The following is a 26,980-nucleotide window of genomic DNA, read 5'->3' as shown; positions in this document are numbered from 1 at the left end:
CCAGCCTGGATTTTCGGCCCCTTCACACACCGGCAACAGTCGCCACACCCGGCTCCGGGCTCCCGGGCCGGGCGGCGTATTACCGGTAACTCGCCACTATCACCGGACATTTGACTGAATCGACGTGCGCTCCTCACCTCGGGTTCAGCTCATGATGAAAAGACTCGTATGTCCAGGGAGGCGTAGTGATCGAACCTGGCAACAGCACCACGAGCACCGGCACGACGCAGAACACGGTGCGCACCACCGTCCCCCTCACCGTCGGCGTCGAGGAGGAGTTCCTGCTCGTCGACGCCCGCAGCTTCCGGGTGGTTCCCGCCGCCCCGCTGGTCCTGGCGACGGCCGGCGGGCTGCCCGGCGAGCTCCACCCCGAGGGCACCCGCTACCAGGTGGAGATATCCACCCCGATAGCCCACTCGGCGGCCTCGCTGCGCGCCGAGCTCGCCGCCCTGCGGCGCACCCTCGGCCGGGCCGCCCGCGCCCACGGCTGCCGGCTGCTGGCCGCCCCCTCACCGGTCGTCGCCGTGGAGGGGCCGCTGCACCTGACCGACGACGAGCCGCGCCAGCGCGAGCAGCACCGCCGCTTCGGCGCGCTCACCGACACGCTGGTCAGCTGCGGCCGCCACATCCACATCGGCACGCTCGACGTGGACACGGCGGTGGCCGTGTCCAACCGGATCAGACCCTGGCTTCCCACGCTGATCGCGCTGGCCGCCAACTCGCCGTTCTGGGGCGGCCGTGACACCGGTCACGCCAGCTGGCGGGCGATGGCCTGGTCCGGCTGGCCCTCGGCGGGCCTGCCCCCGCACTTCACGTCCACGGCGCACTTCCGGCGCTCGGTGCAGACCCTGCTCGGCTCCGGGGCGGCCCTGGACACCAAGATGGTCTACTGGGACCTCCGCCCCTCCGGGCACTGGCCGACGCTCGAAATCCGGGCGCCCGACATGTCCCCGGACATCGACTCGGCCATCCTGCAGGCCGAACTGGCCCGGGCGCTGGTCTCCACGGCGCTGCGCGAGATCGCGGAGCGCCGCCCCGAACCGGCCGTGCGGGACGACGTACTGCGCCTCGCGCGCTGGCGGGCGGCCCACGACGGCCTGGAGGGCTTCGGCCTCGACCCGTACTCGGGGACGGAACTCCCCGCGGCGGACCTCGCGGAGGCCCTGCTGGACCTGGTCGCCCCGGAACTGGCCGCCGCCGGCGACCTCGACCACGCCGCGAAGACCCTGGCGGGCCTCCTGCGCGACGGCTCGGGCGCCCACCGCCAGCGGGTGGCGTTCGCCCGCCGGCAGGACCTGACGGACGTACTGCGCCACCTCACGGACGAGACGGAGGACTTCTGACCCGCGCCGGCGTCGGAAACGCCGAAGCCGCAGGTGCGATCGTTTCTGCACCTGCGGCTCGCAGTGGGGCGGGTGGGACTCGAACCCACGGCCGACGGATTATGAGTCCGCTGCTCTAACCGGCTGAGCTACCGCCCCTTCACGGCGTGGCGCGTACACGTGTGCGCGCCGTCTGCCGCAGCATAGCCGCTCATACGATCTCCTGCCTCGGATGCCTCGCATGATCGGCTTCGCCTGTTCAGAGAGACCGCGCTGAGCGCTGTCCGGTTCCGGGACGGGGCGACAAAGAAAAGAAGAGGACCCCTCAGGGTCCTCTTCTTCTTCCTTGCTCCCCCGGCTGGACTCGAACCAGCAACCCTCCGGTTAACAGCCGAATGCTCTGCCAATTGAGCTACAGGGGACCGCGCTCCCCCGACTGGACTCGAACCAGTAACCTGCCGGTTAACAGCCGGCTGCTCTGCCAATTGAGCTACAGGGGATTGCTGCGGTGCATCGAACAGCCCACCTCCGGCGTTGCCGGGGGGCGAGTGCCCGTTGCGAGTCATAGATTAGCGCAAGCAGGGGGGTGCTCCGCCAATCGGTATCGACAGCGGGCCGGGCACCACACGACGAAGGGTGACAGGCATGCGGTACAAGGTCACGTTCGTGGTCGGACTGGCCCTCGGGTACGTGCTCGGAACCCGGGCCGGACGCGAGCGCTACGAGCAGATGCGGAAGTCCGCGCGGCAGCTCGCCCAGAACCCCGCGGTGCGCAATGCCGCCGAGACCGCCGGCCAGACCGGGCGCGAGTTCGCCGGGAAGGCCTTCACCGCGGTGAGCCACAAGGTCGGCGACGCCGTCCCGGACTCGCTCGCCGGGCGGGTACGCGGTTTGCGCGACCGGGTCGGCGGCGGCGCCGGCGAGGACGACTGGGGCACCAGCAACACCTGAGCTGCACAGGTCCGTGCCGGGGCCCACGGGATCCATGAGGTTCCGGGGGCTCCGGACCGGTCGAGTCCGGCCCGCGTGCGGCAGAATTCACCGCATGGGGATAGTCGCCGGGCTGGACAGCTCTTCCGCGTTCACACGCATCGTCGTCTGTGACACCGAGACCGGCGCCGTGCTGCGCCAGGGGTACGCACCCCATCCACAGCCCACGGGTGAACCGGAAGGCGCGAATCCCCACGAGACCGACCCGCAGGCCTGGCTGCTCTCGCTCGGCGAGGCCGCCGGCGGCGGGCTCCTCGAAGGGGTCCAGGCCATAGGGGTCTCCGCCCAGCAGCACGGTCTGCTGCCGCTGGACCCGCAGGGCGCTCTGGTACGCCCCGCCCTCGTCGGCAACGACAAGCGCGGCCAGGTCGCCGCCGCCGACCTCATCGACGCCTACGGCGGCCGGCACGGCTGGGTCGAGGCGGTGGGCTCGGTCCCGCACTCCGCGCAGCCGGTCGCGAAGCTGGCCTGGCTCGCCCGCAACGAGCCCGAGGCCGCCCGCCGGATCGCCGTGCTGATGTCCCCGCACGACTGGCTCGTCTGGCAGCTGCTGGGCCGCCCGGCCCGCCGGACCACCGACCGCGGCGGTGCCTCCGGTACCGGGTACTGGTCGGCGGCCACCGGAACCTGGCGCCCCGACCTGGTCGAGCTGGCGCTCGGGCACCGGGCGCTGCTGCCCGAGGTGCTCGGCCCGGCCGATGCCGCCGGGACCACGCCCGAGGGGCTGCTGATCTCCGCCGGCACCGGCGAGACGATGGCCGCCGCGCTCGGGCTGGGGCTGGGCCCCGGTGACGCGGTGGTCTCGCTCGGTGCCTCCGGTTCGGTGATGGCGGTGCACCACGAGGCGGTGTCGGAGCCGGGCGGGCTGGTCACCTCGCTGGCCGACGCCAGCGGCATGCACCTGCCCGTGGTGAACACCTCCAACGCCGTACGGGCGCTGCGCGGCACCGCCGAGCTGCTCGGCACCGATCTGGAGGGGCTGTCCGAGCTCGCGCTGAAGTCGACGCCGGGTGCGCACGGCCTCGTACTCCTGCCGTACCTGGAGGGTGAGCGGACCCCGAACCTGCCGCACGCCGCCGGCACCCTGTCCGGGCTGCGCCGGGACTCGATGAAGCCGGAGCACCTGGCCCGGGCCGCCTTCGAGGGCATGCTGTGCGGGCTCGTGGACGCGCTGGACGTGCTGCGCTCGCGCGGGGTCGAGATCCGCCGGGTGTTCCTGCTGGGCGCGGCCGCCGAGCTGCCCGCCGTGCAGGCCGCGGCCCCCGGGCTGTTCGGTACGCAGGTCGTCGTACCGGCGCCGGCCGACTACGCGGCGCTGGGCGCGGCCCGCCAGGCGGCCTGGGCGCTCGGTGTGGCGCAGGGCACCCTGGCCCCGCACACCCCGCCGGTCTGGCCGGCCCCCGCGGCCCAGGTCTTCGAGCCGGGCGAGGAGTTCCCGGCGTGGCAGGCGGTGCGCCAGCAGTACATCGCGACGCGGGAGCAGATCCACCCCGGGGCGTTCTAGGTCCGGTCGGGCAGTGCCTACGCCGCGGGTCGGGGCGGGCTGGTCCTTTTGACCGGCCTTTGCGAAATCCGGTGGGGATCACAGGGCCGGTTGGCCCAAGATGGGTTGAACCCCTCGATCATGCCGACCGGAGCCTGCGCGTGCTCATACGACTTCTGCGGACCCATCTGGGTACGTACCGGAAACCCATCGCGGTGCTGGTCCTGCTGCAACTGCTGCAGACCAGCGCCAGCCTCTACCTGCCCACCCTCAACGCCGACATCATTGACAACGGTGTCGTCAACGGCGACACGGGCTACATCCTGCGCTTCGGCGCGCTGATGCTCGGCGTCTCCCTCGTCCAGCTCGTCTGCAACGTCGGAGCCGTCTACTACGGCGCCCGCACGGCCGCGGCCTTCGGCCGGGACGTCCGGGCCGCGATCTTCGACCGCGTGCAGAGCTTCTCGGCGCGGGAGCTGGGCCAGTTCGGTGCCCCGTCGCTGATCACCCGTACGACGAACGACGTCCAGCAGGTCCAGATGCTGGTGCTGATGACCTTCACGCTGATGGTCTCGGCCCCCATCATGTGCGTCGGCGGTATCGCCATGGCGCTCTCGCTCGACGTGAAGCTGTCGGGCGTACTGCTCGCCGTCGTCCCGGTGCTCGGGATCTCGGTCGGCGCGATCGTCTTCAGGACGCGGCCGCTGTTCCGCAAGATGCAGGTGCGCCTGGACACCGTGAACCGGGTCCTGCGCGAGCAGATCACCGGCAACCGGGTGATCCGCGCCTTCGTCCGCGACGACTACGAGAAGGACCGCTTCCGCGAGGCCAACGCCGACCTGACCGGCGTCTCGCTGGCCGCCGGCAAGCTCCTCGCCTTCATGTTCCCCACGGTCATCGTGGTCGTGAACATCTCCAGCGTCGCCGTCATCTGGTTCGGTGCGATGCGCGTCGACAGCGGCGGCATGGAGATCGGCCAGCTGACGGCCTTCCTCGCCTATCTGATGCAGATCGTCATGGCCGTGATGATGGCCACCTTCATGTTCATGATGGTGCCGCGCGCCGAGGTCTGCGGGGAGCGCATCCAGGAGGTCCTGGACACCGATTCCAGCGTGGTGCCGCCCAAGGACCCGGTGCGCGAACTCGCCCGCCGCGGCCGCCTGGAGCTGCGCGGCGCCGACTTCCGCTACCCGGGCGCCGAGGCCCCGGTCCTGCGCGGGGTGGACCTGGTGGCCCGCCCCGGCGAGACCACGGCGGTCATCGGCTCCACCGGAAGCGGCAAGTCCACGCTGCTGGGCCTGGTCCCGCGCCTGTTCGACGCGACCGGCGGCGAGGTCCTCGTCGACGGCGAGGACGTCCGCGTACTCGACCCGGACCTGCTGGCCAGGACGGTCGGCATGGTGCCGCAGAAGCCGTACCTGTTCTCCGGGACCATCGCCTCCAACCTGCGCTACGGGCGCCCGGACGCGAGCGACGAAGAACTCTGGCAGGCGCTGGAGGTGGCCCAGGCCAAGGAGTTCGTCTCCGCGCTGGAGGGTGGCCTGGACGCCCCCGTCAGCCAGGGCGGAACCAATGTCTCCGGCGGCCAGCGCCAGCGTCTGGCCATCGCCCGCACGCTCGTGCAGCGCCCGGAGATCTACCTCTTCGACGACTCCTTCTCGGCCCTGGACTATGCGACGGACGCGGCGCTGCGCGCGGCGCTCGCCCGCGAGACCGAGGACGCGACCGTGGTCATCGTCGCCCAGCGGGTCTCCACGATCCGCGACGCCGACCGCATCATCGTCCTGGACGAGGGCCAGGTCGTGGGTGAGGGACGCCACCACGAGCTGATGGCCGGCAACGAGACCTACCGGGAGATCGTGCTCTCCCAGCTGACGGAGGCGGAGGCCGCATGAGCGGGCCCGGAGGACGGATGATGATGGGGCCGGCCCAGCGGTCCATGGACTTCAAGGGCTCGGGCAAGCGGCTGCTGCGTCAGCTCGCGTACGACCGGGCCAAGATCTGGGGCATGGTCGCGGCCGTCGTCGGCAGTGTCGGCTGCGCGGTGGTCGGCCCGAAGATCCTGGGTGAGGCCACCGACCTGGTGTTCGCGGGGATCGTCGGCCGTGAGATGCCGGCCGGGATCACCAAGCAGCAGGCGCTGGACGGTCTGCGGGCCAAGGGCCAGGACGGTATGGCGGACATGCTCGCCGGTACCGACTTCACCCCGGGGCAGGGCATCGACTTCGGTGCCGTCGGGGTCGTCGCGATCTGGGCGCTGGTGGTCTTCACCCTGGCCGGACTGCTGATGCTGGTCGCCACGCGGCTGTCGAACCACGTCATGAACGGAACCGTCTACCGGTTGCGCGAGGAGCTCCAGGCGAAGCTGTCGCGGCTGCCGCTGTCGTACTTCGACCAGCAGAAGCGCGGCGAGGTGCTGAGCCGGGCCACGAACGACATCGACAACATCGGCCAGACGCTCCAGCAGACGATGGGCCAGCTGCTGAACTCGCTGCTGACGATCGTCGGCGTGCTCGTCATGATGTTCTGGATCTCGCCGCTGCTGGCGCTGGTCGCGCTGGTGACCGTACCGCTGTCGGTGTTCGTCGCCGCGAAGATCGGCAAGAAGTCGCAGCCGCAGTTCGTGGCGCAGTGGAAGGCGACCGGCGCGCTCAACGCCCACATCGAGGAGATGTACTCGGGCCACAGCCTGGTCAAGGTCTTCGGCCGGCAGAAGGAGTCCGCGGCCGTCTTCGCCGAGCAGAACGAGGCGCTGTACCGGGCCTCCTTCAAGGCGCAGCTGGTCAGCGGCATCATGCAGCCGGTGATGTTCTTCATCTCGAACATCAACTACGTGCTGATAGCCGTCGTCGGCGGGCTCCGGGTCGCCTCCGGCACCCTGTCGATCGGCGACGTGCAGGCCTTCATCCAGTACTCGCGGCAGTTCTCGATGCCGCTGACGCAGGTCGCCTCGATGGCGAACCTCGTGCAGTCCGGTGTCGCCTCGGCGGAGCGGGTGTACGAGCTGCTGGACGCGGCGGAGCAGGAGCCGGACGCCGAAGTTCCGGAGCGTCCGCAGGAGCTGCGCGGTCAGGTCACCTTCGACAAGGTGGCGTTCCGCTACGAGCCGGACAGGCCGCTGATCGAGAACCTCTCGCTCACGGTCGAGCCGGGCCACACGGTCGCGATCGTCGGCCCGACCGGCGCCGGAAAGACCACGCTGGTCAATCTGCTGATGCGGTTCTACGAGGTCACGGGCGGGGAGATCGCCCTCGACGGGGTGGACATCGCGAAGATGACCCGCGAGGAACTGCGCGACGGCATCGGCATGGTGCTCCAGGACACCTGGCTCTTCGGCGGCACCATCGCGGAGAACATCGCCTACGGTGCTTCGCGCGAGGTCACCCGTGCCGAGATCGAGGAGGCGGCGCGGGCCGCCCACGCGGACCGGTTCATCCGCACCCTGCCGGACGGCTACGACACCGTGCTGGACGACGAGGGCGCGGGGGTCAGCGCCGGTGAGAAGCAGCTGATCACCATCGCCCGGGCGTTCCTGTCGGAGCCGGTGATCCTGGTGCTCGACGAGGCGACGAGCTCGGTGGACACCCGTACCGAGGTGCTGATCCAGAAGGCGATGGCACGCCTCGCGCACGGCCGTACGTCCTTCGTGATCGCGCACCGGCTCTCCACGATCCGCGATGCGGACGTGATCCTGGTGATGGAGAGCGGATCGATCGTGGAGCAGGGCACGCACGAGGAGCTGCTGGCCTCGGGCGGCGCGTACGCGCGGCTGTACGCGGCGCAGTTCGCGCAGGCGGTGGCCGAGGTCGACTAGGCCGTGTCCGCCGCGAACGCCGCACGGCGCAGGGCCACCCGGGTACGTCCCGTACCCGGGTGCCCCTGCGCCGTCGTTAGCATGACGGCATGGCATCGGACGTGGTGATACGCCCTGCTCGGGCGGAAGATGAACGCGAGATACTGGAGCTGTTCCGCTCGGCGTGGTCGCGCGTGAGCGAACCCGGCCCCCCGCGCCCGGCCGACGCGGCCGTCTTCGACGAGCGGCACCCCGTGGAGAGCTACCTCGTCGCGGAACGCGGGCAGAGGATCGTCGGGTACATCGCCCACGCCCCGGCCAGCCCCCTCGAAACCAATCGGCACGTCCGGCACATCCAGGGACTGGCGGTCCTCGAATCCGCCCGTGGCAGCGGGGTCGGGCAGGCCCTCGTCGAGGCGGTCTGCGCCGCCGCGCGGGCCGGTGGTGCCCGCCGCATGAACCTGCGCGTGCTCGGCCACAACGGGCCGGCGCAGCAGCTCTACCGGCGGTGCGGCTTCACGGTGGTCGGTGTCCTGCCCGAGGAGTTCCTGCTGGACGGGGCCTATGTCGACGACGTCTGGATGAGCCGGAGCCTGTCCGACCCGCACGAGCCCGCGCAGCCGTAGCCGTAGCCGTGGACCGGGCGACGGGGCGACCGGGCGACGGGGCGGGGGCGCCTGGCGGGGCGCCCCCTTTTCCGTTGGTCCGCCGGTCCCCGGTCCGGTGCCGTCAGTCCAGGTAGCCGCGGAGCTGGTCGGCGAAGGCGTGGTCGCGAAGCTTGTTGAGGGTCTTGGACTCGATCTGGCGGATCCGCTCGCGCGTCACGCCGAAGATCCGCCCGATCTCCTCCAGCGTACGGGGCCGCCCGTCGGCGAGGCCGTACCGCAGCTGCACGACCTTGCGTTCGCGCTCGCCGAGGGTCGACAGGACCGCTTCCAGGTGTTCGCGCAGCAGGAAGAAGGCGGCCGACTCCACGGGCGAGGCGGCGTCCCCGTCCTCGATGAGGTCGCCGAGCGCGACGTCGTCCTCCTCGCCCACGGGGGCGTGCAGGGAGACCGGCTCCTGGGCGAGGCGGAGCACCTCCAGGACCCGCTCGGGGGTCAACTCCAGGTGGACGGCGACCTCTTCGGCCGTGGGCTCGTACCCGCGCTCCTGGAGCATCCGGCGCTGCACGCGGACGACCCGGTTGATCAGTTCGACGACGTGGACGGGCACACGGATGGTCCGGGCCTGGTCGGCGAGGGCCCGGGACATCGCCTGCCGGATCCACCAGGTGGCGTAGGTGGAGAACTTGTACCCGCGGGCGTAGTCGAACTTCTCGACGGCCCGGATCAGCCCGAGGTTCCCCTCCTGCACGAGGTCGAGCATGGTGAGTCCGCGGCCCACGTACCGCTTGGCGACGGAGACGACGAGCCGGAGGTTCGATTCGATGAGGCGGCGCTTGGCCATCCGCCCCATGACGACGAGCTTGTCGAGGTCGAGGGCGAGCTGGGAGTCGAGGTCGGGGGTGTTGCCGAGTTTCTCCTCGGCGAACAGGCCGGCTTCGACGCGTCGCGCGAGGTCCACCTCCTCGACGGCGGTGAGCAGCGGGATCCTGCCTATCTCGCGGAGGTACTGCCGGAACAGGTCGGCGGACGGGCCCGCTCCGCCTCCGCTGTCGTTGCTGCTGCGCCTGCGCTGCACGGGCACCGGCTCGATCAGCTCCAGTACCTCGGGCTCTTCGTCCACGGCCTTGGCCTCCGAGGACTCGCTCGCGTTCACGGTCAGGGTCCGGGTCTGCACGGGGGCGACCTCCAGGGCTCCGAGGACGGGGGCACCGCACCTCAGTGTGGGGTACGACACATCGCGGCCACGAGGGGCGTGCGAGCACTTTCTGAGTCCGGTGCGTGACCGGATGGTTACCCGCCGACGGGAACCCCGATGCGGATCGGACACATGTCCGAGAGGATCGACTCCATGCCGGAGTACGAGACCCATGTGACGGTGCGCTGCGCGGACGCGGCCGAGCTGGCGCGTCTGGACGCCTGGGCCGGGGCACGGGAGTTGAAGGTCACGCACATCCTGCTGGCCCGCGGCCGGATGGTGTCGCAGCCGATGCTGACCCTGCCGGACCGCACGGGCCACGAGCTCCTGGTGCCGCGGCTGCGGGCGGCCGGCTTCGACCCGGTCCGGGTCAAGGTGGAGACGGTTCCGTGGACCACGGACTCCCCCGGCCCGGGCGGCGGCTACTTCGAGCACCACCTGAAGCTGCTGCTGCCCGCGGACTTCGACCGCGCGGCCCTGGAGTCCCTGGTCGTCCCGCACGGGGCCCACCTGTCGTGGAACGCCCGCCGGGTCCTGGCCGCGGGCACGCACGAGCGGTTCGTGACCCAGCGGTGGCGCGGCACGGCGGCGGAGGCGGGCGCAGCCTGCGACGCGCTGGTCGCGGCGCTCGGCGCGGCCGGGCACGAAATCCGTTCGGAGGAACGGGAGTTCGTGCTGTACGACAGTGACCTGTCGGTCGACGACGGGTGGATCGCAGAAGGGGTGACGGCATGACCGGGACGAGCGCGCAGGACGCGGCGCGGGCCGACTGGAGGCGGCGCCAGATCGACCTGCCGCGCACCTCCACGGCCGGACTGGACGCGGCGGGCCCCGAGGCCCGTGTCTTCGACCCGGCGCTGAAGCACTTCGCGGACGGCTACCGGATCACGGACGCGGCTGTGGACAAGGCACTGCGCCCGGCCTGGCGGGCCGTCCGCCGGACCGCGCTGGACGTGGTGGCCCGCGGCGTCGCCCGGTCGGGCTGGGCGGATTCGCTGGTGCTGCGCGGCAGCATGCTCATGGCCGGCCGGTTCGGGGCGGCGGCGCGGGAGCCGCACGACCTGGACTTCGTGGTGGTCCCGCAGGACTGGGCGATCGAGGAGCCGCGCACCGGGAAGCTGCTGGCCGCCGTGGCGGAGGCGGCCGAGCGGGCCGCCGACGAGCAGGGCGAGCTGGTGATGGCCGCGGGCGCGGCGGTCACCGAGGACATCTGGACGTACGAGCGGGTCCCCGGGCGGCGGCTGGTCCTGCCCTGGTCGGCCCCGGGCCTGCCCGGGGGCCAGGTCCAGCTGGACTTCGTCTTCAACGAGCGGCTCCCCGAGGCGCCGGAGCCGGCCGATGTCGCGGGGGTACGGCTGCGGGCGGCCACGCCGGAGCTGTCGCTGGCGTGGAAACTGGTCTGGCTGGCCACCGACATGTACCCGCAGGGCAAGGACCTCTACGACGCGGTCCTCCTCGCCGAGCGCTGCACGGCCCCGTACGAGCTGGTCCACACGGTCTTCCGGGAGTCGGGCGAGTACTTCCCGCCGAACGCCCCCTCGGACACCCCGCTGACCCTGGAGGCCTTCTCCGAGGTCAAGTCGGCCGACTGGGACGCCTTCCGGGCCGACTACCCGGGGATCTCCGGCTCCGCCGAGTCCTACGCCGAGCGGCTGCTGACGGCACTGGAGCCGACCTTCGCGGGTCGCGGCTAGGCCGTCTCTTTCGGATCTTGCCGGTTAAGCCCGCGTCGTCTGGTGCCGTGCCTCGCAAGGCGGAGGGGCGCCCGAGTACTGGACGTACTTGGGTGCTCCGACAACCTGGGGGTCCCCCCGGACGGAGTCTGGGGGATGAGGTGCGGTGCCAGGCGGCGCGGGTCAGGCAAGATCCGAAAGAGACGGCCTAGGCCGGCTCGACGCGGACCGCGCAGACCTTGAACTCGGGCATCCGGGAGACCGGGTCGAGCGCCGGGTTGGTCAGGGTGTTGGCGCGGCCCTCGCCCGGCCAGTGGAAGGGCATGAAGACCGTGTCCGCGCGGATGGTGTCGGTGATGCGGGCCGGGGCGACGGCCCGGCCGCGACGGGAGGTCACGGCGAGGGGGCTGCCTTCGACCGCGCCGATCCGGGCGGCCAGCCGGGGGTGGAGTTCCACGAAGGGGCCGGGGGCGGCCGCGTTGAGCTCGTCCACCCGGCGGGTCTGGGCCCCGGACTGGTACTGGGCGACGACCCGGCCGGTGGTGAGCAGCAACGGGTAGTCCGCGTCGGGGACCTCGGCGGCGTCGCGATGCGAGACGGGGACGAAGCGGGCCCGGCCGTCGTCGGTGGCGAAGCGGTCCAGGAAGAGCCGCTCGGTGCCCGGCGGGTTTTCGGTGCCCTCCGTGCCTGCCGTGCCTGCCGGGCAGGGCCAGAAGACGCCCTGTTCGGCCTCGATCCGGGCGTAGGTGATGCCCGAGTAGTCCGCGGGGCCGCCGGCCGAGGCGCGGCGCAGTTCCTCGAAGACCTCCTCCGGTTCGGTGGGGAAGCCCTTCTCGACGCCCAGGCGGGCGGCGAGTCCGTGCAGGACGTCCAGGTCGCTGCGGACCCCCGGCGGCGGGGTCAGCGCCCGGCGGCGCAGCAGGACGCGGCCCTCCAGGTTGGTGGTGGTGCCGGTCTCCTCCGCCCACTGGGTGACCGGGAGGACCACGTCGGCGAGGGCCGCGGTCTCGGAGAGGACGACGTCGGCCACCGCGAGGAAGTCCAGGGAGCGGATGCGGTCCTCGACGTGTCCGGCGCGGGGGGCGGACACCACCGGGTTGGAGCCCATCAGGAGCAGGGCCTTCACGTCCGTACCGAGGGCGTCGAGGAGTTCGTAGGCGCTGCGGCCCGGGCCGGGGAGGCTGTCGGGGTCGACGCCCCAGACCCCGGCGACGTGGGCGCGGGCCGCCGGGTCGGTGAGCTTGCGGTAGCCGGGGAGCTGGTCGGCCTTCTGGCCGTGCTCGCGGCCGCCCTGGCCGTTGCCCTGGCCGGTGAGGCAGCCGTAGCCGGACAGCGGGCGGCCGGCCCGGCCGGTGGCCAGGCACAGGTTGATCCAGGCGCCGACGGTGTCGGTGCCCTTGGACTGCTGCTCGGGGCCCCGGGCGGTGAGGACCATGGCGGATTCCGGGGCGCAGAACATCGCCACGGCCTCGCGGAGCCTGGGGACCGGTATCCCGGTGATGCGCTCCACCAGTTCCGGCCAGTGGGCCATCGCGGCGGCCCGGGCCTCCTCCCAGCCGGTGGTGCGGGCGGCGATGAACTCCTCGTCGGTCCGCCCCTCCGCGACGATCAGGTGCAGCAGGCCGAGCGCGAGGGCCAGGTCGGTGCCGGGGCGCGGGGCGAGGTGCAGGTCGGCCTGTTCCGCGGTGCGGGTGCGGCGCGGGTCGATGACGATCAGGGTGCCGCCATTGGCCTTGAGCTCGGTGAGGTAGCGCAGGGCGGGCGGCATGGTCTCGGCCAGGTTGGAGCCGACGAGGATCACGCAGCCGGTGCGCGGGATGTCCGCCAGCGGGAAGGGCAGCCCGCGGTCGAGCCCGAAGGCCCGCTGGTGGGCGGCGGCGGCCGAGGACATGCAGAAGCGGCCGTTGTAGTCGATCTGCGAGGTGCGCAGGGCGACGCGGGCGAACTTGCCGAGCGCGTAGGCCTTCTCGTTGGTGAGCCCGCCGCCGCCGAAGACCCCGACGGCGTCGGGGCCGTACGTGCGGCCGGTGCGGGCGAGTCCCTCGGCGACGGCGTCGAGGGCCTCCTCCCAGGTGGCCGGCTCCAGCAGCCCGGCGTGGGTGCGGACGAGCGGCCGGGTCAGGCGTACCCGGGAGGAGAGCACGGCGGGGGCGGTGCGGCCCTTGCCGCACAGCGCGCCCCGGTTGACGGGGAAGTCGGTCCGCTCCTCCACCGTCACGGTGGCGCCGCCCGGTTCGGGGCGCAGCCTCATCCCGCACTGCAGGGCGCAGTAGGGGCAGTGAGTGTCGGTGACGGAGTCGGAGGTGTGCATACGGTCCAGCGTGGGTCGGCGGTGTTACGCCGGCCGCCGCTGCACGTTACAAGTCCGGGTGCTCCGCCTCAGCGCCGCCGGACGGCTGCGGTGAGGCCCGGCGCGGCGGTGCGCGGTCGGCGGGTCCGGCGTACACGATCCGGCCGTCCCGCCGGGGGGCGCAGGGGTGGGTCACTGTCCCGTCAGGTACTTCACCGTCAGGCCGGCGGTCCAGCCGCCGTCGACGGCGAGTTCGGCGCCCGTCATGTAGCCGGCGGCGTCGGAGAGCAGGAAGGCGATCGCCGCAGCGATCTCCTCGGGGACGCCGACGCGGCCGAGCGGGGCGCCGGGGTAGTTGCCCTCGCCCGCCCGGATGCCGATCGGGGCGGTCATCGGGGTCAGGGTCATGCCGGGGTGGACGGAGTTGACGCGGATCCCCGCCTCGGCGAGTTCCACCGCGCCGATCTTCGACAGGCCGCGCACGCCCCACTTGGAGGCCCCGTACCCGGCGGTGAGCGCGAGGCCGGTCAGGCCGGCGGCGGAGGAGATGTTGACGATGGACCCGCCGCCGTTCGCGCGCAGCAGCGGGATCGCGCTCTTGATGCCGATGAACACGCCGACCAGGTTGATCTCGATGACCTGGCGGAAGTGCTCGACGCTCTCGTGCTCCAGGAACTGGCCGGTGGGGATGCCCGCGTTGTTCACCAGGCCGTCGATGCGGCCGAACTCGGCGACCGCGTGGTCCAGTGCCGCCTGCCAGTCGGCCTCGCTGGTCACGTCGTGCCGCAGGAATCGCGCCGCGCCGCCGAGCTTCGCGGCCGTCTCGGCGCCCTCCGCCTCCAGCACGTCGGTGATCAGCACCTGGCCGCCGCCGTCCACGACGGCCTGCGCGGCCGCGGCGCCCAGGCCCCGGGCTCCACCGGTGATGACGACGACCTTGCCGCTCAGATCCACAACAGCCACGGTTCCACACCCCTGACGCTCTCGTACGGACTGACCGGCATATGACTAATCGGCATAGTCGGCGCCGCGTCAGTCTGCCAGAGCGGCCAGGGCCCGCGACACCCCTTCCTCCTTCGGTCCCAGGAAGCGCGGGGCGGGCTTGAAGGCCGCGTCCAGCGCCGCCTTGCCCGCCGCGAAGACCTCGCGGGTCTCGCCGTAGTACCAGGTGACGTCGTGCACGTCGGCGACCCCGACGCCGTACGACTCCAGGCCCGCCGCCTGGCACAGGGCGACGGCCCGGCGGATGTGGAAGCCCTGGGTGACCAGCACGGCCCGGTCCACGCCGAAGATCTCCTTGGCCCGCACGCAGGAGTCCCAGGTGTCGAAGCCCGCATAGTCGCTGACGATCTGCCCGTCCGGCACCCCGTGCGCGGTGAGGTACCTGCGCATCGCGTCGGGCTCGTCGTAGTCGTGCCGGCCGTTGTCCCCGGTGACGAGGACGACCTTGACCTTGCCGGTGCGGTACAGCTCGGCCGCGGCGTCGAGCCGGTCGGCGAGGTACGGGGTCGGCCGGCTCCCCAACAGGCCCGCGCCGAACACCACGGCCACCTCGGTGGCGGGCGCATCGGCCGTGGTCCGCAGCCGGTCGGCGGCCACCGCGTGCATCCACGCCGAGGGCAGCAGCGCCAGTACGCAGCCCGCCATGACGGCCTGCACCGCCCGCCGCCGGGTCCGTACGCTGCGCAGCGGCGCCACCGCCCGGCTCCACTCGACTCTCGGCAGGCGCGGTCGGCGCATCATCCATCCCCTGGTGTCTCGGCTGCTCGTCCGCTGGTCAGGACGCGTACCGGGGCCGTGCGGTTCGCCCGGCCCCCGATCTCCGGCAGGTACGCCGCCGGCCGCCCCGGCTCCGAACAGCCGCGCCGGCCGCCCTGTGAGCACACGGCAAAGACCCGTCATCCCCGCGCAACGCGGCGGCAACCTGCGGCGCGGAGGATCGGTTCATGACGGAGCCGGTGCACCCTCCCGAGTTTCCCGCCCTCCCCTTCGACAGCACGGCCGAGCTGCTCGGCCGCATCACCCTCCAGCTGGGCACCCAGCTCAGCGGCCTGCGCCGACCCGGAGTCCGCCCATGCAGCCCACCCTCGTCGCCGTGGCCCACGGCAGCCGTGACCCGCGCGCCCTGCACACCGCCCTCGCCCTCCTCGAACGGGTCCGCGAGCTCCGCCCCCGGCTCGACGTCCGGCTCGGCCACGTCGAGCTGAACGAGCCGCTGCTCGACGACACCCTGGACGGGCTGTCCGGCTCGGCCGTGCTCGTCCCGCTGCTGCTCGGCCGCGGGTACCACGTCAAGCGCGACCTCCCCGCGGCCGCCGCCCGGGCCGGCCACCTGCTCACCCGCGTCGCCGCCCCGCTGGGCCCGCACCCGCTGCTCGTCGAGGCCCTGTACGAGCGGCTCCTGGAGACCGGCTGGACCCCGGACCCCGGGTCGGCCGTCGTGCTGGCCGCCGCCGGTTCCCGCGACCCCGACTCGGCGGCCGACACCCGCCGCACCGCCGCCCAGCTCTCCGAACGCCTCGGCGGCGTCCCGGTGACCCCCGCCTACGCCTCCGCCGCCGCGCCGAGCGCGCCCGAGGCGGTCCGGGCCCTCGCCGCCCGCGGTCACCACCGGATCGCCGTGGCCTCGTACTTCGCCGCTCCCGGCCGGTTCGCCACCCAGACCGCCGCGGCGGCGCCCGGCCCCGCCGCCGCCCCGCTGGGCGATCACCCGGCCCTGGCCCGGCTGCTGCTGCACCGCTACGACGAGGCCCGTGCGCGGCCCCTCGACCTGGTGCGGCCGGAACTCGTCTCCGCCTGATCCCGGTTTGTCAGTTGTTCCGGTTACCGTCTCTGCATGGAAGGCACCACGCACGCCCTCACCGACGACCACCGCGACCTCTATGACGCGGCCGACACCGAGCGCTGGGCCGCAGAGCCCGACAAACGGCCCGGCCGGACCGCCTTCCAGCGCGACCGCGCCCGTGTGCTGCACTCGGCCGCCCTGCGCCGCCTCGCCGGGAAGACCCAGGTCGTCACCCCCGGCAGCCGTTCCTACGACTGGGACGCGAGTCCCCGTACCCGCCTCACCCACTCGCTGGAGTGCGCCCAGGTCGGGCGGGAGCTCGGCGCCGCACTCGGCTGCGACCCCGACCTCGTCGAAGCCGCCTGCCTCTCCCACGACATGGGCCACCCGCCCTTCGGCCACAACGGCGAAGAGGCGCTCAACGAGTTCGCCAAGGACTGCGGCGGCTTCGAGGGAAACGCCCAGTCGCTGCGCCTGCTGACCCGCCTGGAGCCCAAGCGGTTCGTGCCCGATCCGGTGAGCGGGGAGCTCGTCAGCGTCGGCCTCAACCTCACCCGGGCCTGCCTGGACGCCGCCACCAAGTACCCGTGGGCCCGCGGGGACCACCCCACCGACCCCGGCTCGGTGAAGTTCGGCGCGTACGAGGACGACCTGCCGGTCTTCGCCTGGCTGCGCCGCGGCGCGCCCGCGGACCGCAAGTGCTTCGAGGCCCAGGTCATGGACTGGGCGGACGACGTCGCGTACTCCGTCCACGACTTCGAGGACGGCCTGCACGCCGGCCACCTCGACCCCAACATGCTCTACGCCGAACCCGAGCGCACGGCGATCTGGCAGGTGGCCATCGGCCGGTACGTCCCCGCCGACACCGCGCCCGAGGAGCTGCGGGCGGCCCTCGACCGCTTGATGGAGCAGGACTGGTGGCCGCACGGATACGACGGGTCCGCCGTCGCCCAGTCCCGGCTGAAGGACGCCACGAGCCAGCTGATCGGCCGTTTCTGCCTGGCCGCCGAGGGGGCCACCCGGGAGGCGTACGGCTCCGGCCGCCTCACCCGGTACGGTGCCGAACTGGTGATCCCGCGCGAGGCGCGCAACGAGTGCGCGGTGCTCAAGGCGGTCGCCGACCTGTACGTGATGCAGCGCGACGAGCAGGAACGGATCCGCGCCGACCAGCGCATCGTCCTGGCCGAACTCGCGGAGGCGCTGAGCGCCCGCGCCCCCGAGGGGCTGGACCCGCAGTTCCGGGCGATCTTCGACGCGGCCCCGGACGACAAGGCCAGGAAAAGGGCGGTCATCGACCAGATCGCGTGCCTCACCGACGCATCCGCACGTTCCCTTCACGCACGCCTCACCCGGCGCGGCCGACGCGCCGAAAGGTGAGCTGATCGAGCCACTCCCCCTTCACGCGGCAGGCTCGGTGCGGGACGCTCGCATGTGCTCGCATGTGGCGGAGAGGTTATGAGGAGGCATCAGGTGGTCGACGCACACCGGACATTCGTCATCGTCGGCGCAGGGCTCGCCGGGGCAAAGGCGGCTGAAACGCTGAGGTCCGAGGGGTTCACGGGGCGGGTGATCCTGATCGGCGACGAGCGCGACCATCCCTACGAACGCCCCCCGCTGTCCAAGGGCTACCTGACCGGCAAGGACGACCGGGAGAGCGTCTTCGTCCACGAGCCGTCCTGGTACGCGGCCGCCGACGTCGAGCTGCACCTCGGCCAGCCCGCCGTCCACCTCGACCGGGACGCCAAGAAGGTGGTCCTGGGCGACGGCACCGTCCTGTACTACGACAAGCTGCTGCTGGCCACCGGCGCCGAGCCGCGCCGCCTGGACATCCCCGGCACCGGCCTGGCCGGGGTGCACCACCTGCGGCGCCTGGCGCACGCCGAACGGCTGAAGGGCGTACTGGCCGGGCTCGGCCGGGACAACGGGCACCTGCTCATCGCGGGCGCCGGGTGGATCGGGCTGGAGGTGGCCGCCGCGGCCCGCGGCTACGGCGCCGAGGTCACCGTCGTCGAGCCGGAGGCCACGCCGCTGCACGCGGTCCTCGGCCCGGAGATCGGCCGGCTCTTCGCGGACCTGCACGCCGATCACGGGGTGCGGTTCCACTTCGGGGCGCGGCTGACCGAGATCGTGGGCCACGACGGCATGGTGCTGGCCGCCCGTACCGACGACGGGGAGGAGCACCCGGCGCACGCGGTGCTCTCCGCGATCGGGGCCGCCCCGCGGACCGCGCTCGCCGAGACGGCCGGGCTGGCCCTGGTCGACCGGGAGCACGGCGGCGGGATCGCGGTGGACTCCTCCCTGCGCACCTCCGATCCGGACGTCTACGCGGTCGGGGACGTGGCCGCCGCCCACCACCCGGTGCTCGGAACCCGGCTGCGGGTCGAGCACTGGGCCAACGCGCTGAACGGCGGCCCGGCCGCCGCGCGGGCCATGCTGGGCCAGGAGGTCGGCTACGACCGGGTGCCGTACTTCTTCTCGGACCAGTACGACGTGGGCCTGGAGTACTCGGGGTACGCGCCGGCCGGCGGCTACGACCAGGTGCTGATCCGCGGGGACGTGGGCAAGCGGGAGTTCATCGCCTTCTGGCTGTCGGAGGGGCGGGTCCTGGCCGGGATGAACGTGAATGTGTGGGATGTCACCGAGCACATCCAGGCCCTGATCAGGTCGAAGACCCCGGTCAACCGCGAGGCACTGGCGGACCCGTCCGTTCCGCTTGACTCCCTGGTGCGGGCCGAGGGGGCCTGACCGGATTGCCGGCGCCCGGCCGTAGACTTCACGGGTGGCAGGACGGATCAACGACGACGACGTGAAGGCGGTACGGGACGCGGTCCCGATCGACGCCGTGGTCTCCGAGTACCTCCAGCTGCGCAACGCGGGCGGCGGCAACCTCAAGGGCCTGTGCCCCTTCCACGACGAGAAGTCCCCTTCCTTCCAGGTCAGCCCCAGCAAGGGGCTCTACCACTGCTTCGGCTGCCAGGCGGGCGGGGACACCCTCGACTTCGTCATGAAGATCGACCACCTCTCCTTCTCGGAGGCGGTCGAGCGCCTGGCCGGCCTGGCCGGCATCACCCTGCGGTACGAGGAGGGCGGCTACACCGCGGGCACCAGCGGCCGCGGTGACCGCATCCGGCTGGTCGAGGCCCACAAGGCCGCCGCCCAGTTCTACGTCGACCAGCTGGGCAGCCCCGAGGCGGAGATCGGCCGCAAGTTCCTGGCCGAGCGCGGCTTCGACCAGGCCGCGGCCGCGCACTTCAGCGTGGGCTACAGCCCGGCCGGGTGGGACCACCTGACCCGCTTCCTGCGCGGCAAGGGCTTCAGCGACAAGGAGCTGATCACCTCCGGGCTCGCCCAGGACAGCCGCAGCGGCAAGCCGATCGACCGCTTCCGCGGCCGGCTGATGTGGCCGATCCGCGACATCAGCGGCGAGGTGGTCGGCTTCGGCGCGCGCAAGCTGCGCGACGACGACAACGGGCCGAAGTACCTGAACACCCCCGAGACCGCGATCTACAAGAAGTCCCAGGTGCTGTACGGGATCGACCTGGCGAAGAAGGAGATCGCGAAGACCTCCCGGGCCGTGGTCGTCGAGGGCTACACGGACGTGATGGCCTGCCACATGGCCGGGGTCACCACCGCGATCGCGACCTGTGGCACCGCCTTCGGCGGGGACCACATCAAGATCCTGCGCCGGCTGCTGATGGACAACGCCACCGCCGAGGTGATCTTCACCTTCGACGGCGACGCGGCGGGCCAGAAGGCCGCCCTGCGGGCCTTCGAGGACGACCAGAAGTTCGCCGCGGAGACCTCGATCACCATCGCCCCCGGCGGCATGGACCCCTGCGACCTGCGCCTGGCCCAGGGCGACGCGGCCGTGTCCGGCCTCGTGGAGGCCCGCACACCGCTGTTCGAGTTCGCGCTGCGGCACATCGTCGCCCGGCACAACCTGGAGAACCCGGCGGGCCGCGCGGCCGCCCTGGACGAGGCCGCGCCCGTCGTCGCCAACATCAAGAACATCGCGATCCAGCACGAGTCGGCGGTCCAGCTGGCAGGCATGCTGGGCATCCGCGACGAGCAGTTCGTGGTGAAGCGGGTCGCACAGCTGGCGCGCTGGGCCCGCGAGCGCGGCCAGGGCGACGGACCGCAGGGCGGCCGGCCCGGCGGGAAGCCGCAGCGGGGCCGCCCGTCCTACGAGGACGTCCCCGCGCCCGCCGCCCAGCCGGCCGGAGGCCCTGCGCTGAACCTGCGCAGCCCGGCGCACCGCACCGAGCGCGAGCTGCTCAAGCTCGCCCTCCAGCGGCCCGCGCTGGTCTCCCCGGCCTTCGACGCGTACGGGATGGACGAGTTCACCGCCCCGCCCTACGCGGCGGTGCGCCAGGCGATCCTGGACGCGGGCGGTGCCTCGCTCGGCACGGACGACTACCTGGCCCGCGTCCGCGAGGCCGCCCCGAACGACACCGTGCGCGCGCTCGTCACGGAGCTGGCGGTCGAGGCCATCCACGCGAAGACGGTGGACGAGATCTACGCGGGGGTCCAGCTGGTCCAGGTGCGGCTGCGCGCCGTCGACCGCCGGGTCCACGAGATCCAGGGCACGCTGTCGCGGCTGGGCCCGCAGGCTCCGCCGGAACAACTGGCGGCCGTCCAGGAGGAGCTGTGGGTGCTCCAGCAGTACGGCCAGCGGCTGCGCAACCGCGGCGCCGAGGGCCTGTAACTGCGGTTCAGCGGCGGGCGAACCAGTCGCCGCCGGGTATCTCGGTGCCCGATTCGCGCAGGTCGCGTGCGATCAGCGGGGCCGCCAGATAGACCCAGGCGCGGACCGTGGTGCCGCCTCGGCGCAGGGCCGGCCGGGCGATCCGGTCGTAGATGTTCCCCGGGCGGCCCGGGCCCTGGTACTCCTCCAGCTGGTCCAGCGCGGCGAGCAGCTTCCCGTACTCACCCGGGGCCGCCGTGATCAGCTCGCCGACGACCGCGGTGCCGGGGCGGTGGACCGCGTACGGATATCCGGGCCCGTCGTAGAGCGCCGCGTCCGGGAGGACGGCCGGCTCCTCCGAGGCCGTGCGGCCGCGCAGGAAGAGGTCGTGGTTGACCTCGCCCGGGCGCAGGGTCCCGTAGACGAAGAACGGGAGCGGATCGCTCGGGTCCGGTAGCCGTTCGACCGATGTCACGGGGCCCTCCCTCGGGTATGGCGCGGCGGTGCGCGGGCCGGGCCGAAAGTCCCGGCTTTCCCGCCCCCCACCACCGTACGCACCGCTGTTGCACAACCTCCCGGCGGCCGTTCGCGCACCCGGCGGCGGGCGCCTCGGCCGCGGTGGAGCTCCCGCCGGCCTGAGCCCCGGACGCCCGGAGTCACCCGGACGGCGCGGGGCGCTCCGATGGCCGCAGCACCCGCGTTGACCTGCGAAGACATCCCTCAGGCAGGCCGGGGGAAGGACTACCTGACGGAACATCAGCAGGCGCGCGGCGGGCGGGGCGGGTTTCCTCGGAAACACGACCCCGTGTCTTCAGGAGAGTCCCCATGCGCCGACGTACCGCACACCTGCTGACCGCGACCGCGCTGACCGCCGCCGCGTTCACCGGGCCGGTCGCCGGCGCGGTGGCCGCCGCGGACCTCGGCGTGGTGGGCTTCGCACCCGGGGACTTCGCGCCGCTGGAGGTGTGGCCCAAGTCCGCCGCCCCCGGCGCCACCGTCACCGTGAACACCACGGCCTGCGGCAGCGGCAGTCACGCGGACGGCGATGCCACCACGGTGGGCGGCGGCCGGTTCAAGCTGGTCCCGGGCACCCACAAGGAGGTGGTCGTGGGGCAGTTCCAGATCGCCCACGGCACCCGCGGCGGCACCTACGGCATCGGCGCGACCTGCGCGAACGGCAAGTTCGCGACCGGCAACCTGATCGTCACCGAGCGCGGCCCGCAGGGCCACGTCAACACCGGGGTGGGCGGTGGCACGACCACCACCACCGACCCCGCCAAGATCGCGGCGGGGGCGGCCGTACTGGCCGCTGCCGCCGTCGGCGGTACCTGGCTCCTGCGTCGCCGGGCGAGCGGCACGCGGAGCTGACGGACGCCCACCGCGGCTCCGGCCGCGGTCCGACCGGTACCGTCCCCCGTCGCCCGCCCCGCGAGGTCCCCCCCGTTCGCGGGGCCGGGCGACGGCCAGTCACCCCGAAACGGAAGCCGAGGGGGTACGCATGGGTGGCGATTTCGGTGGCGCGCGGGGCCGCGACCGCCCCGGATCCGCAGCGCACCCCGGGCGGCGGGCGGCGGGCCGGCCCGTGCGCACCCCCACCGCCCGCCACGGCGGACTCGTCGCACTCGCCGCCTGCGTCGGCATCTGGCTCGTGACCAGCGGTTCGCGTGAGCCCGTCGGACCGCCCCTGCCCTCCCCCGCCGAGTCACTGACCGCCGCCGGCGTGGTGGGCCCCGGGATCGCCCCGCTCCCCGGCTCACCGCCGGCCCGGATCCGGATCCCCTCCATCCGGGTCGACGCCCCGCTGACCGGGCTCGGCCTGGATCCGCGCGGCAGCCTCGAAGTGCCGCCGCCGGACCGGCGCGACCTGGCCGGCTGGTACCGCGACGGCACCACCCCGGGCGCCACGGGCACCGCCGTCATCGCCGGGCACGTGGACGACGCGGCCGGGCCGGGGGTCTTCTACCATCTGGGCGCGCTGCGCCGCGGGGCCTCCATCGAGATCCCGCGCGCGGACGGCCGTACGGCGGTGTTCACGGTCCACGCGGTCGAGGTGTACGACGCCAAGGCCTTCCCCGACACCCGCGTGTACGGGCCTTCGGCGCGCGCCGAACTGCGGGTGATCACCTGCGGCGGCGGCTTCTCGCCGCGCACGGGCTACCGCGGCAACGTGGTGGTCTTCGCGCACCTCACCGGGACGTACTAGTCACCTGGCCTCAGTGGCCTATCCCCACTGCTCGAAGCCGAGCTTGAGCACCAGCGCGCCCACCACCGTCAGCAGCACGCCGCGGACGAAGCCGCTGCCCTTCTTGAGCGCCATACCGGCGCCGATCATGCCGCCGGCCAGGTTGAACACCGCCATCAGCGCGGCCAGCTGCCACAGCACCATGCCCTGGTAGGCGAACATCGCGAGCGCACCGGCGTTGGTGCAGCAGTTCACGATCTTGGCGGTGGCGGAGGCGGTGACCAGGTCGAGGTGGAGCAGGGCCGTGAGCGCGAGCACCAGGAAGGTGCCGGTGCCGGGCCCGATGAGGCCGTCGTAGAAGCCGATGCCCAGGCCCGCGAGCCCGATGGCGAGCAGCACCCGCTGCCGGCTGACGGGTGCGGTCGAGGGCGCGGTGCCGAAGCCCGGCTTGAAGATCACGACGCCTGCGACGATCACGAGCACCACCATGATCAGCGGGCGGAGCGCGTCCTTGCTGATGCCGCCCGCGAGCGCGGCACCGCCCATGGAACCGGCGAGCGCTGCCAGGCCGATGCGGACGGCCAGTTTCACGTTCACCGGGGCCTTGCGGGCGTACGTCACGGCCGCCCCGGCAGTGCCGACGATGGCCACGGCCTTGTTGGTACCGAGGACGGTGGCGGGGTGGGCGTTCGGCAGGCCGAGGAGGAGCGCGGGCAGGAGCAGCAGGCCGCCGCCGCCCACCACCGCGTCGATCCAGCCGGCCGCGGCCGCGGCCACGCACAGGACGATGATCATGGTCGTTGATATGTCAGGCACGGCACGACCCTATGGAGCAGTTGGGTGCAGTGACCATCAATCCCCGGAAACTTGCGCAAAGGTTGAGGTTTGCCGGGCCGGCACGCGGTCCGGGGCCACCGGAGCCGCCGGGTCCACGGCCGCCGTCAGCACGGTCGCGGCCAGCACACTGGCCGCCCCCAGCCCCGCCGCCAGCCGCCGCGCGGGCGGTACGCGGGCCAGCGCGGCCAGTGCGGCCCGTACCGGCGAGGGGCGCCGCGGCTTGCGGTGCCGGGCCACGGCCACCGCAGGAGCCTCGGCGCCGACGGGTACGGAGAGGGCGACGTGCAGCGGGTGACGCATGGGGTGGTGACTCCTCGGGGAACGCGGGTGACGCAGGCGGGGGGCGGTCAGGGGGGTGCGGGCAGGGGGTGCGCGGCCTGGGCCGCGGCTCAGAAGCTGAAGCACTCCGAATGGATACGGCCGGCCGGCACCCCGGCCCGCAGCAGCGCGGCCCGGGTCGCCTCGGTCATCCCCGGCGGCCCGCACAGGTACACGTCGTGCTCGGCCAGGCCGGGCACCAGCGCGGTCAGCGCCTGCGGGGCCAGCGGGTCGTAGGCCGCTCCGGACGGCCCGAGCAGGTAGTGCAGACCCGCCTGCCGCTCGGCGGCGATGGCCTCCAGCTCGGCCCGCAGCACGAGGTGCTCCTCGGCCCCGGCCCGGTAGAGGAGGGTGATGTCCCCGGGGCCCCCGGGCAGCGTCTCGAACAGGGCCCGCATCGGGGTGATCCCGACGCCGCCCGCGATCAGCAGAACCTTGGGCCGGGTCCGCCGGGCGGCGGTGAGCGCGCCGAACGGCCCGGTGGCCAGCACCCGCGTCCCGGGGCGCAGCCGGCGGACCCGGCGGGAGTGGCCGCCGAGCCCCTTCACGGTGATCCGCAGGGCGTTCCCGCGGACGGGCGCGGACAGCGAGAACGGCAGCGCGGTGTGCCACAGCCGCCGCTGGAGGAACCGCCAGCGCAGGAACTGGCCCGGCTCCGCGCGCAGTTCCGCGAGATGCTGCCCGTACATGACGACGGAGACCACCCCGGGCCCCTCGACCCGGACGTCCGCCACCCGCAGCGCGTGCCGCAGGGCCTGCCGTACGGGGACCACGCCGCGGTACCAGACCAGCAGCACGGCGACCACGGTGTGGGCGAGCGCCCAGAACCAGGCGGCCGCGGCCAGATCGGGCCCGGCGAGCTGGTGCCCGAAGGCGAGGGCGGCGGCCAGGTAGACGAACAGGTGGACCCCGCGCCAGGTTTCGTGCGGCAGCCGGCGGCGTACCGCCCGGGCGGAGGTCACGCCGACCGCGGCCAGGAGGACGGTCCCGGCCGCGGCGGCGGCGAGCGCGGGGTAGCCGAGCAGCTCCGAGGCGGCGGAGACCACGTCGGTTCCCTCGTGCACGGCGTATCCGAGCAGGGCGAAGAGCCCGTGCCCGAAGACGAGCAGCAGGACGTACCGGCCGCCGAAGGCGTGCCAGCGGGCGAGCCGGTCGCCGCCGACCCCGTGCTCGACGGCGGGTACCCGGGCCATCAGGAACAGCAGCACCAGCACCCCGTACCCGGCGAGCAGGCCGGACAGGTGCGCGGCAGTGGCGAACAACGCGTCGGGCCGGGCCGAGGGCCGCACCTGCGCCGCCCAGAGCAGGGTCACCACCCCCGCACCGGCCAGCATCCCGCCCCTCACCCGTACCGCCGCATTCCGCATACGGATCACGCTAAGGCCGCAGGTGGCGGGCCTGATGACCCTTAAGGCGGCGTTGAGGAAGGCCTCACCGACCCTTAACCCGGGCGCTGAGGTCGGCGTTCCGTCCGGGTAACAGAGGCGATGCCGTGGGGAAACAGCGGCCGCGCACGCTCATGGCATGACCTCGGAACAGCGTGTGGTGGTGATCGGCGGCGGCCTCGCGGGCCTGCGGCTCGCGCAGCGGCTCGGCCCGGCCGCGGCGGTGACCGTCCTCGGCGAGGAAACCCACGTGCCGTACAACCGGGTCCTGCTCGCCGAGGTCCTCGCGGGCCGGTACGCCCCGGAGGTGACGGCCCTCCCGGCGCCCGGCCCGGTGCTGCGCAGAGGGGTCCGGGCGGTGCGCGTGGACCGCGCGGACCGGACCGTGCGGTGCGACGACGGCACGGTGGCGGAGTACGACACGCTGGTGCTGGCCACGGGCTCGAACGCGGTGCTCCCGCCGCTGCGCGGGCTGTTCGAGCCCGAGGGGCGGGACCTCCCCGACGGGGTGCACGCCTTCCGCACGATGGACGACTGCCTGGCCCTCTCGGCGGCCGTACGGCCCGGGATCCGGGCGGTGGTGATCGGCGGGGGCCTGCTGGGCGTCTCGGCGGCCCGTGCGCTGGCCGCCCGGGGGGCGCAGGTGGTCCTGGCCCAGCAGGGTGAGCGCCTGATGGAGCGCCAGCTGGACGCCGAGTCCTCGGCCCTGCTGGCCACCCACCTGACCGACCTCGGCGTGGAGATCCACACGGAATGCCGGGTCCGCGGCCTGATCACATCCGCGCCACCGGGGCGAAATCCAGCCTCTCCGGCGTTTGAGGAGCGGGGTCCGGGGCGGAGCCCCGGCAGCGGCGGCGCGCGGGGGCAGCGCAAGGTCACCGGGGTCGAGCTCGCCGACGGCTACCGGCTGGAGGCCGATGTCGTCGTGCTCGCCTGCGGCGTCCGCCCCCGCACGGGCCTCGCCCAGGCCGCGGGCCTGGAGGTCCGCAAGGGCATCGTCGTCGACGACCACCTCCGCACGAGCGACCCCCGCATCCACGCCATCGGCGACTGCGCCGAGCACGCCGGCCAGGTGTACGGCCTCGCGGGCGCCGCCCTGGAGCAGGCCGACGCCCTGGCCGCGCTCCTCACCGGCGAGCCCACGCAGTACGCCGGCACCCGCGCCCTCACCCGCCTCACTCTCGGCGGAGCCGAGAACGGCTCCCTGGACCTCGCCGCCTTCGGCGAGACCACCCCGCTCCCCGGCGACGACGTGGTCCGCCTCGCCGACGCCACCCGCCGCACCTACCGCAAGGTCGTCCTGCGGGGCGACCGCCTCGTCGGGGGCGTGCTGCTCGGCGAGCTCTCCACCGTGGGGGCCCTCGCCCGCACCTGGGAGGGCGAGGAATCACCGCACGACCTGTTCCACCTGCTCACCGACGACGGAGGCCACTGA

Annotated in this window: 22 protein-coding genes, 3 tRNA genes and 1 pseudogene; 15 read left to right on the top strand and 11 right to left on the bottom strand. The window is 73.2% G+C overall.

From position 1 onward, the window contains the following. Nucleotides 1-185: 185 nt before the first annotated feature. Nucleotides 186-1,343, top strand: coding sequence for a carboxylate-amine ligase (locus KO717_RS24580; protein ID WP_301371347.1), 1,158 nt, complete (start codon nt 186-188; stop codon nt 1,341-1,343). Nucleotides 1,344-1,407: 64 nt separating this feature from the next. Here the strand turns inward: KO717_RS24580 and KO717_RS24575 are convergent. The 3 genes from KO717_RS24575 to KO717_RS24565 all read right to left on the bottom strand — a co-directional run bounded on the left by KO717_RS24575 (nt 1,408) and on the right by KO717_RS24565 (nt 1,822). Next, nucleotides 1,408-1,481: transfer RNA gene (locus tag KO717_RS24575), tRNA-Ile, on the bottom strand. Between the two features lie 190 nt (nt 1,482-1,671). After that, nucleotides 1,672-1,744, bottom strand: a tRNA-Asn gene (locus KO717_RS24570). A gap of 5 nt (nt 1,745-1,749) precedes the next feature. Next, nucleotides 1,750-1,822: transfer RNA gene (locus tag KO717_RS24565), tRNA-Asn, on the bottom strand. Between the two features lie 145 nt (nt 1,823-1,967). Between KO717_RS24565 and KO717_RS24560 the strand changes: the two genes are divergently transcribed. The 5 genes from KO717_RS24560 to KO717_RS24540 all read left to right on the top strand — a co-directional run bounded on the left by KO717_RS24560 (nt 1,968) and on the right by KO717_RS24540 (nt 8,214). Further along, nucleotides 1,968-2,273 (top strand): YtxH domain-containing protein, encoded by a 306-nt coding sequence (locus KO717_RS24560; RefSeq protein ID WP_301371345.1) that lies wholly within the window; start codon nt 1,968-1,970, stop codon nt 2,271-2,273. A gap of 94 nt (nt 2,274-2,367) precedes the next feature. Then, nucleotides 2,368-3,816 (top strand): FGGY family carbohydrate kinase, encoded by a 1,449-nt coding sequence (locus KO717_RS24555; protein WP_301371342.1) that lies wholly within the window; start codon nt 2,368-2,370, stop codon nt 3,814-3,816. Between the two features lie 140 nt (nt 3,817-3,956). Continuing rightward, nucleotides 3,957-5,690 carry an ABC transporter ATP-binding protein gene (locus KO717_RS24550; protein WP_301371340.1) on the top strand — a complete coding sequence of 578 codons (1,734 nt, stop codon included), beginning with the start codon at nt 3,957-3,959 and terminating at the stop codon, nt 5,688-5,690. Then, nucleotides 5,687-7,609, top strand: coding sequence for an ABC transporter ATP-binding protein (locus KO717_RS24545; protein ID WP_301371339.1), 1,923 nt, complete (start codon nt 5,687-5,689; stop codon nt 7,607-7,609). The genes KO717_RS24550 and KO717_RS24545 overlap by 4 nt, the downstream gene beginning before the upstream one ends. 89 nt (nt 7,610-7,698) lie before the next feature. After that, the gene (locus KO717_RS24540) at nt 7,699-8,214 is read left to right on the top strand and encodes a GNAT family N-acetyltransferase (RefSeq protein ID WP_301371337.1); all 516 of its coding nucleotides are present in this window, start codon (nt 7,699-7,701) and stop codon (nt 8,212-8,214) included. Between the two features lie 103 nt (nt 8,215-8,317). On the opposite strand, the gene KO717_RS24535 is transcribed toward KO717_RS24540, so the two are convergent. After that, nucleotides 8,318-9,430 carry an RNA polymerase sigma factor gene (locus KO717_RS24535; RefSeq protein WP_437184570.1) on the bottom strand — a complete coding sequence of 371 codons (1,113 nt, stop codon included), beginning with the start codon at nt 9,428-9,430 and terminating at the stop codon, nt 8,318-8,320. Nucleotides 9,431-9,523: 93 nt separating this feature from the next. On the opposite strand from KO717_RS24535, the gene KO717_RS24530 reads away from it, so the two are divergent. Further along, entirely contained in the window at nt 9,524-10,126 is a 603-nt protein-coding gene (locus tag KO717_RS24530; RefSeq protein ID WP_301371336.1) for a hypothetical protein, read from the top strand. Then, the gene (locus tag KO717_RS24525) at nt 10,123-11,085 is read left to right on the top strand and encodes a nucleotidyl transferase AbiEii/AbiGii toxin family protein (protein ID WP_301371333.1); all 963 of its coding nucleotides are present in this window, start codon (nt 10,123-10,125) and stop codon (nt 11,083-11,085) included. Before KO717_RS24530 ends, KO717_RS24525 begins: the two co-directional genes overlap by 4 nt. Nucleotides 11,086-11,272: 187 nt before the next feature. Here KO717_RS24525 and KO717_RS24520 read toward each other — a convergent pair whose 3' ends face one another. The 3 genes from KO717_RS24520 to KO717_RS24510 form a co-directional block, all read right to left on the bottom strand. Further along, the gene (locus KO717_RS24520; protein WP_301371331.1) at nt 11,273-13,375 is read right to left on the bottom strand and encodes a molybdopterin oxidoreductase family protein; all 2,103 of its coding nucleotides are present in this window, start codon (nt 13,373-13,375) and stop codon (nt 11,273-11,275) included. 171 nt (nt 13,376-13,546) lie between these two features. Then, nucleotides 13,547-14,317 carry a glucose 1-dehydrogenase gene (locus KO717_RS24515; protein ID WP_301371328.1) on the bottom strand — a complete coding sequence of 257 codons (771 nt, stop codon included), beginning with the start codon at nt 14,315-14,317 and terminating at the stop codon, nt 13,547-13,549. Between the two features lie 69 nt (nt 14,318-14,386). After that, nucleotides 14,387-15,094, bottom strand: coding sequence for a SanA/YdcF family protein (locus tag KO717_RS24510; protein WP_301371326.1), 708 nt, complete (start codon nt 15,092-15,094; stop codon nt 14,387-14,389). Between the two features lie 206 nt (nt 15,095-15,300). Here KO717_RS24510 and KO717_RS24505 point away from each other — a divergent pair. From KO717_RS24505 to dnaG, 4 genes and pseudogenes are all read left to right on the top strand, one after another. Continuing rightward, a pseudogene (locus tag KO717_RS24505) lies at nt 15,301-16,154 on the top strand (sirohydrochlorin chelatase). 36 nt (nt 16,155-16,190) lie between these two features. After that, a complete protein-coding gene (locus tag KO717_RS24500) occupies nt 16,191-17,516 on the top strand; it encodes a deoxyguanosinetriphosphate triphosphohydrolase (RefSeq protein WP_301371322.1) in 1,326 nt (441 codons plus the stop codon). 93 nt (nt 17,517-17,609) lie between these two features. Further along, nucleotides 17,610-18,884, top strand: a complete 1,275-nt coding sequence (locus tag KO717_RS24495) for an NAD(P)/FAD-dependent oxidoreductase (protein WP_301371320.1) — start codon at nt 17,610-17,612, stop codon at nt 18,882-18,884. A 34-nt stretch (nt 18,885-18,918) separates the two neighbouring features. Beyond that, entirely contained in the window at nt 18,919-20,844 is a 1,926-nt protein-coding gene (gene dnaG, locus KO717_RS24490; RefSeq protein ID WP_301371319.1) for a DNA primase, read from the top strand. Nucleotides 20,845-20,851: 7 nt separating this feature from the next. Here dnaG and KO717_RS24485 read toward each other — a convergent pair whose 3' ends face one another. Continuing rightward, nucleotides 20,852-21,298 carry a gamma-glutamylcyclotransferase family protein gene (locus tag KO717_RS24485; RefSeq protein ID WP_301371317.1) on the bottom strand — a complete coding sequence of 149 codons (447 nt, stop codon included), beginning with the start codon at nt 21,296-21,298 and terminating at the stop codon, nt 20,852-20,854. Between the two features lie 350 nt (nt 21,299-21,648). Between KO717_RS24485 and KO717_RS24480 the strand changes: the two genes are divergently transcribed. Both KO717_RS24480 and KO717_RS24475 read left to right on the top strand, forming a co-directional pair. Further along, a complete protein-coding gene (locus KO717_RS24480) occupies nt 21,649-22,191 on the top strand; it encodes a hypothetical protein (protein WP_301371315.1) in 543 nt (180 codons plus the stop codon). A gap of 130 nt (nt 22,192-22,321) precedes the next feature. Continuing rightward, entirely contained in the window at nt 22,322-23,026 is a 705-nt protein-coding gene (locus KO717_RS24475) for a class F sortase (protein ID WP_301371313.1), read from the top strand. 18 nt (nt 23,027-23,044) lie between these two features. Here the strand turns inward: KO717_RS24475 and KO717_RS24470 are convergent, their stop codons facing one another. The 3 genes from KO717_RS24470 to KO717_RS24460 all read right to left on the bottom strand — a co-directional run bounded on the left by KO717_RS24470 (nt 23,045) and on the right by KO717_RS24460 (nt 25,527). Then, on the bottom strand, nt 23,045-23,821 hold the full coding sequence (locus KO717_RS24470) for a sulfite exporter TauE/SafE family protein (RefSeq protein WP_030012032.1): 777 nt from the start codon (nt 23,819-23,821) through the stop codon (nt 23,045-23,047). A gap of 36 nt (nt 23,822-23,857) precedes the next feature. Further along, nucleotides 23,858-24,142 (bottom strand): hypothetical protein, encoded by a 285-nt coding sequence (locus KO717_RS24465; RefSeq protein ID WP_301371311.1) that lies wholly within the window; start codon nt 24,140-24,142, stop codon nt 23,858-23,860. 89 nt (nt 24,143-24,231) lie between these two features. Then, nucleotides 24,232-25,527, bottom strand: coding sequence for a ferredoxin reductase family protein (locus KO717_RS24460; protein ID WP_301371309.1), 1,296 nt, complete (start codon nt 25,525-25,527; stop codon nt 24,232-24,234). A 157-nt stretch (nt 25,528-25,684) separates the two neighbouring features. On the opposite strand from KO717_RS24460, the gene KO717_RS24455 reads away from it, so the two are divergent. Continuing rightward, complete coding sequence (locus tag KO717_RS24455) at nt 25,685-26,980, top strand: NAD(P)/FAD-dependent oxidoreductase (RefSeq protein ID WP_301371307.1); 1,296 nt, start codon at nt 25,685-25,687, stop codon at nt 26,978-26,980.

The sequence above is a fragment of the Streptomyces xanthophaeus genome (assembly GCF_030440515.1).
Classification (GTDB): Bacteria; Actinomycetota; Actinomycetes; order Streptomycetales; family Streptomycetaceae; genus Streptomyces; species Streptomyces kutzneri.
This window is presented reverse-complemented; position numbering and strand designations above follow the sequence as displayed.

Coding starts and splice junctions, on each gene's coding strand:
- KO717_RS24510 (WP_301371326.1), bottom strand. CDS start 15,094: ATGCGCCGACCGCGCCTGCCGAGAGTCGAGTGGAGCCGGGCGGTGGCG.
- KO717_RS24475 (WP_301371313.1), top strand. CDS start 22,322: ATGGGTGGCGATTTCGGTGGCGCGCGGGGCCGCGACCGCCCCGGATCC.
- KO717_RS24530 (WP_301371336.1), top strand. CDS start 9,524: ATGTCCGAGAGGATCGACTCCATGCCGGAGTACGAGACCCATGTGACG.
- KO717_RS24460 (WP_301371309.1), bottom strand. CDS start 25,527: ATGCGGAATGCGGCGGTACGGGTGAGGGGCGGGATGCTGGCCGGTGCG.
- KO717_RS24545 (WP_301371339.1), top strand. CDS start 5,687: ATGAGCGGGCCCGGAGGACGGATGATGATGGGGCCGGCCCAGCGGTCC.
- KO717_RS24465 (WP_301371311.1), bottom strand. CDS start 24,142: ATGCGTCACCCGCTGCACGTCGCCCTCTCCGTACCCGTCGGCGCCGAG.
- KO717_RS24520 (WP_301371331.1), bottom strand. CDS start 13,375: ATGCACACCTCCGACTCCGTCACCGACACTCACTGCCCCTACTGCGCC.
- KO717_RS24500 (WP_301371322.1), top strand. CDS start 16,191: ATGGAAGGCACCACGCACGCCCTCACCGACGACCACCGCGACCTCTAT.
- KO717_RS24560 (WP_301371345.1), top strand. CDS start 1,968: ATGCGGTACAAGGTCACGTTCGTGGTCGGACTGGCCCTCGGGTACGTG.
- KO717_RS24555 (WP_301371342.1), top strand. CDS start 2,368: ATGGGGATAGTCGCCGGGCTGGACAGCTCTTCCGCGTTCACACGCATC.
- KO717_RS24480 (WP_301371315.1), top strand. CDS start 21,649: ATGCGCCGACGTACCGCACACCTGCTGACCGCGACCGCGCTGACCGCC.
- KO717_RS24540 (WP_301371337.1), top strand. CDS start 7,699: ATGGCATCGGACGTGGTGATACGCCCTGCTCGGGCGGAAGATGAACGC.
- KO717_RS24455 (WP_301371307.1), top strand. CDS start 25,685: ATGACCTCGGAACAGCGTGTGGTGGTGATCGGCGGCGGCCTCGCGGGC.
- KO717_RS24525 (WP_301371333.1), top strand. CDS start 10,123: ATGACCGGGACGAGCGCGCAGGACGCGGCGCGGGCCGACTGGAGGCGG.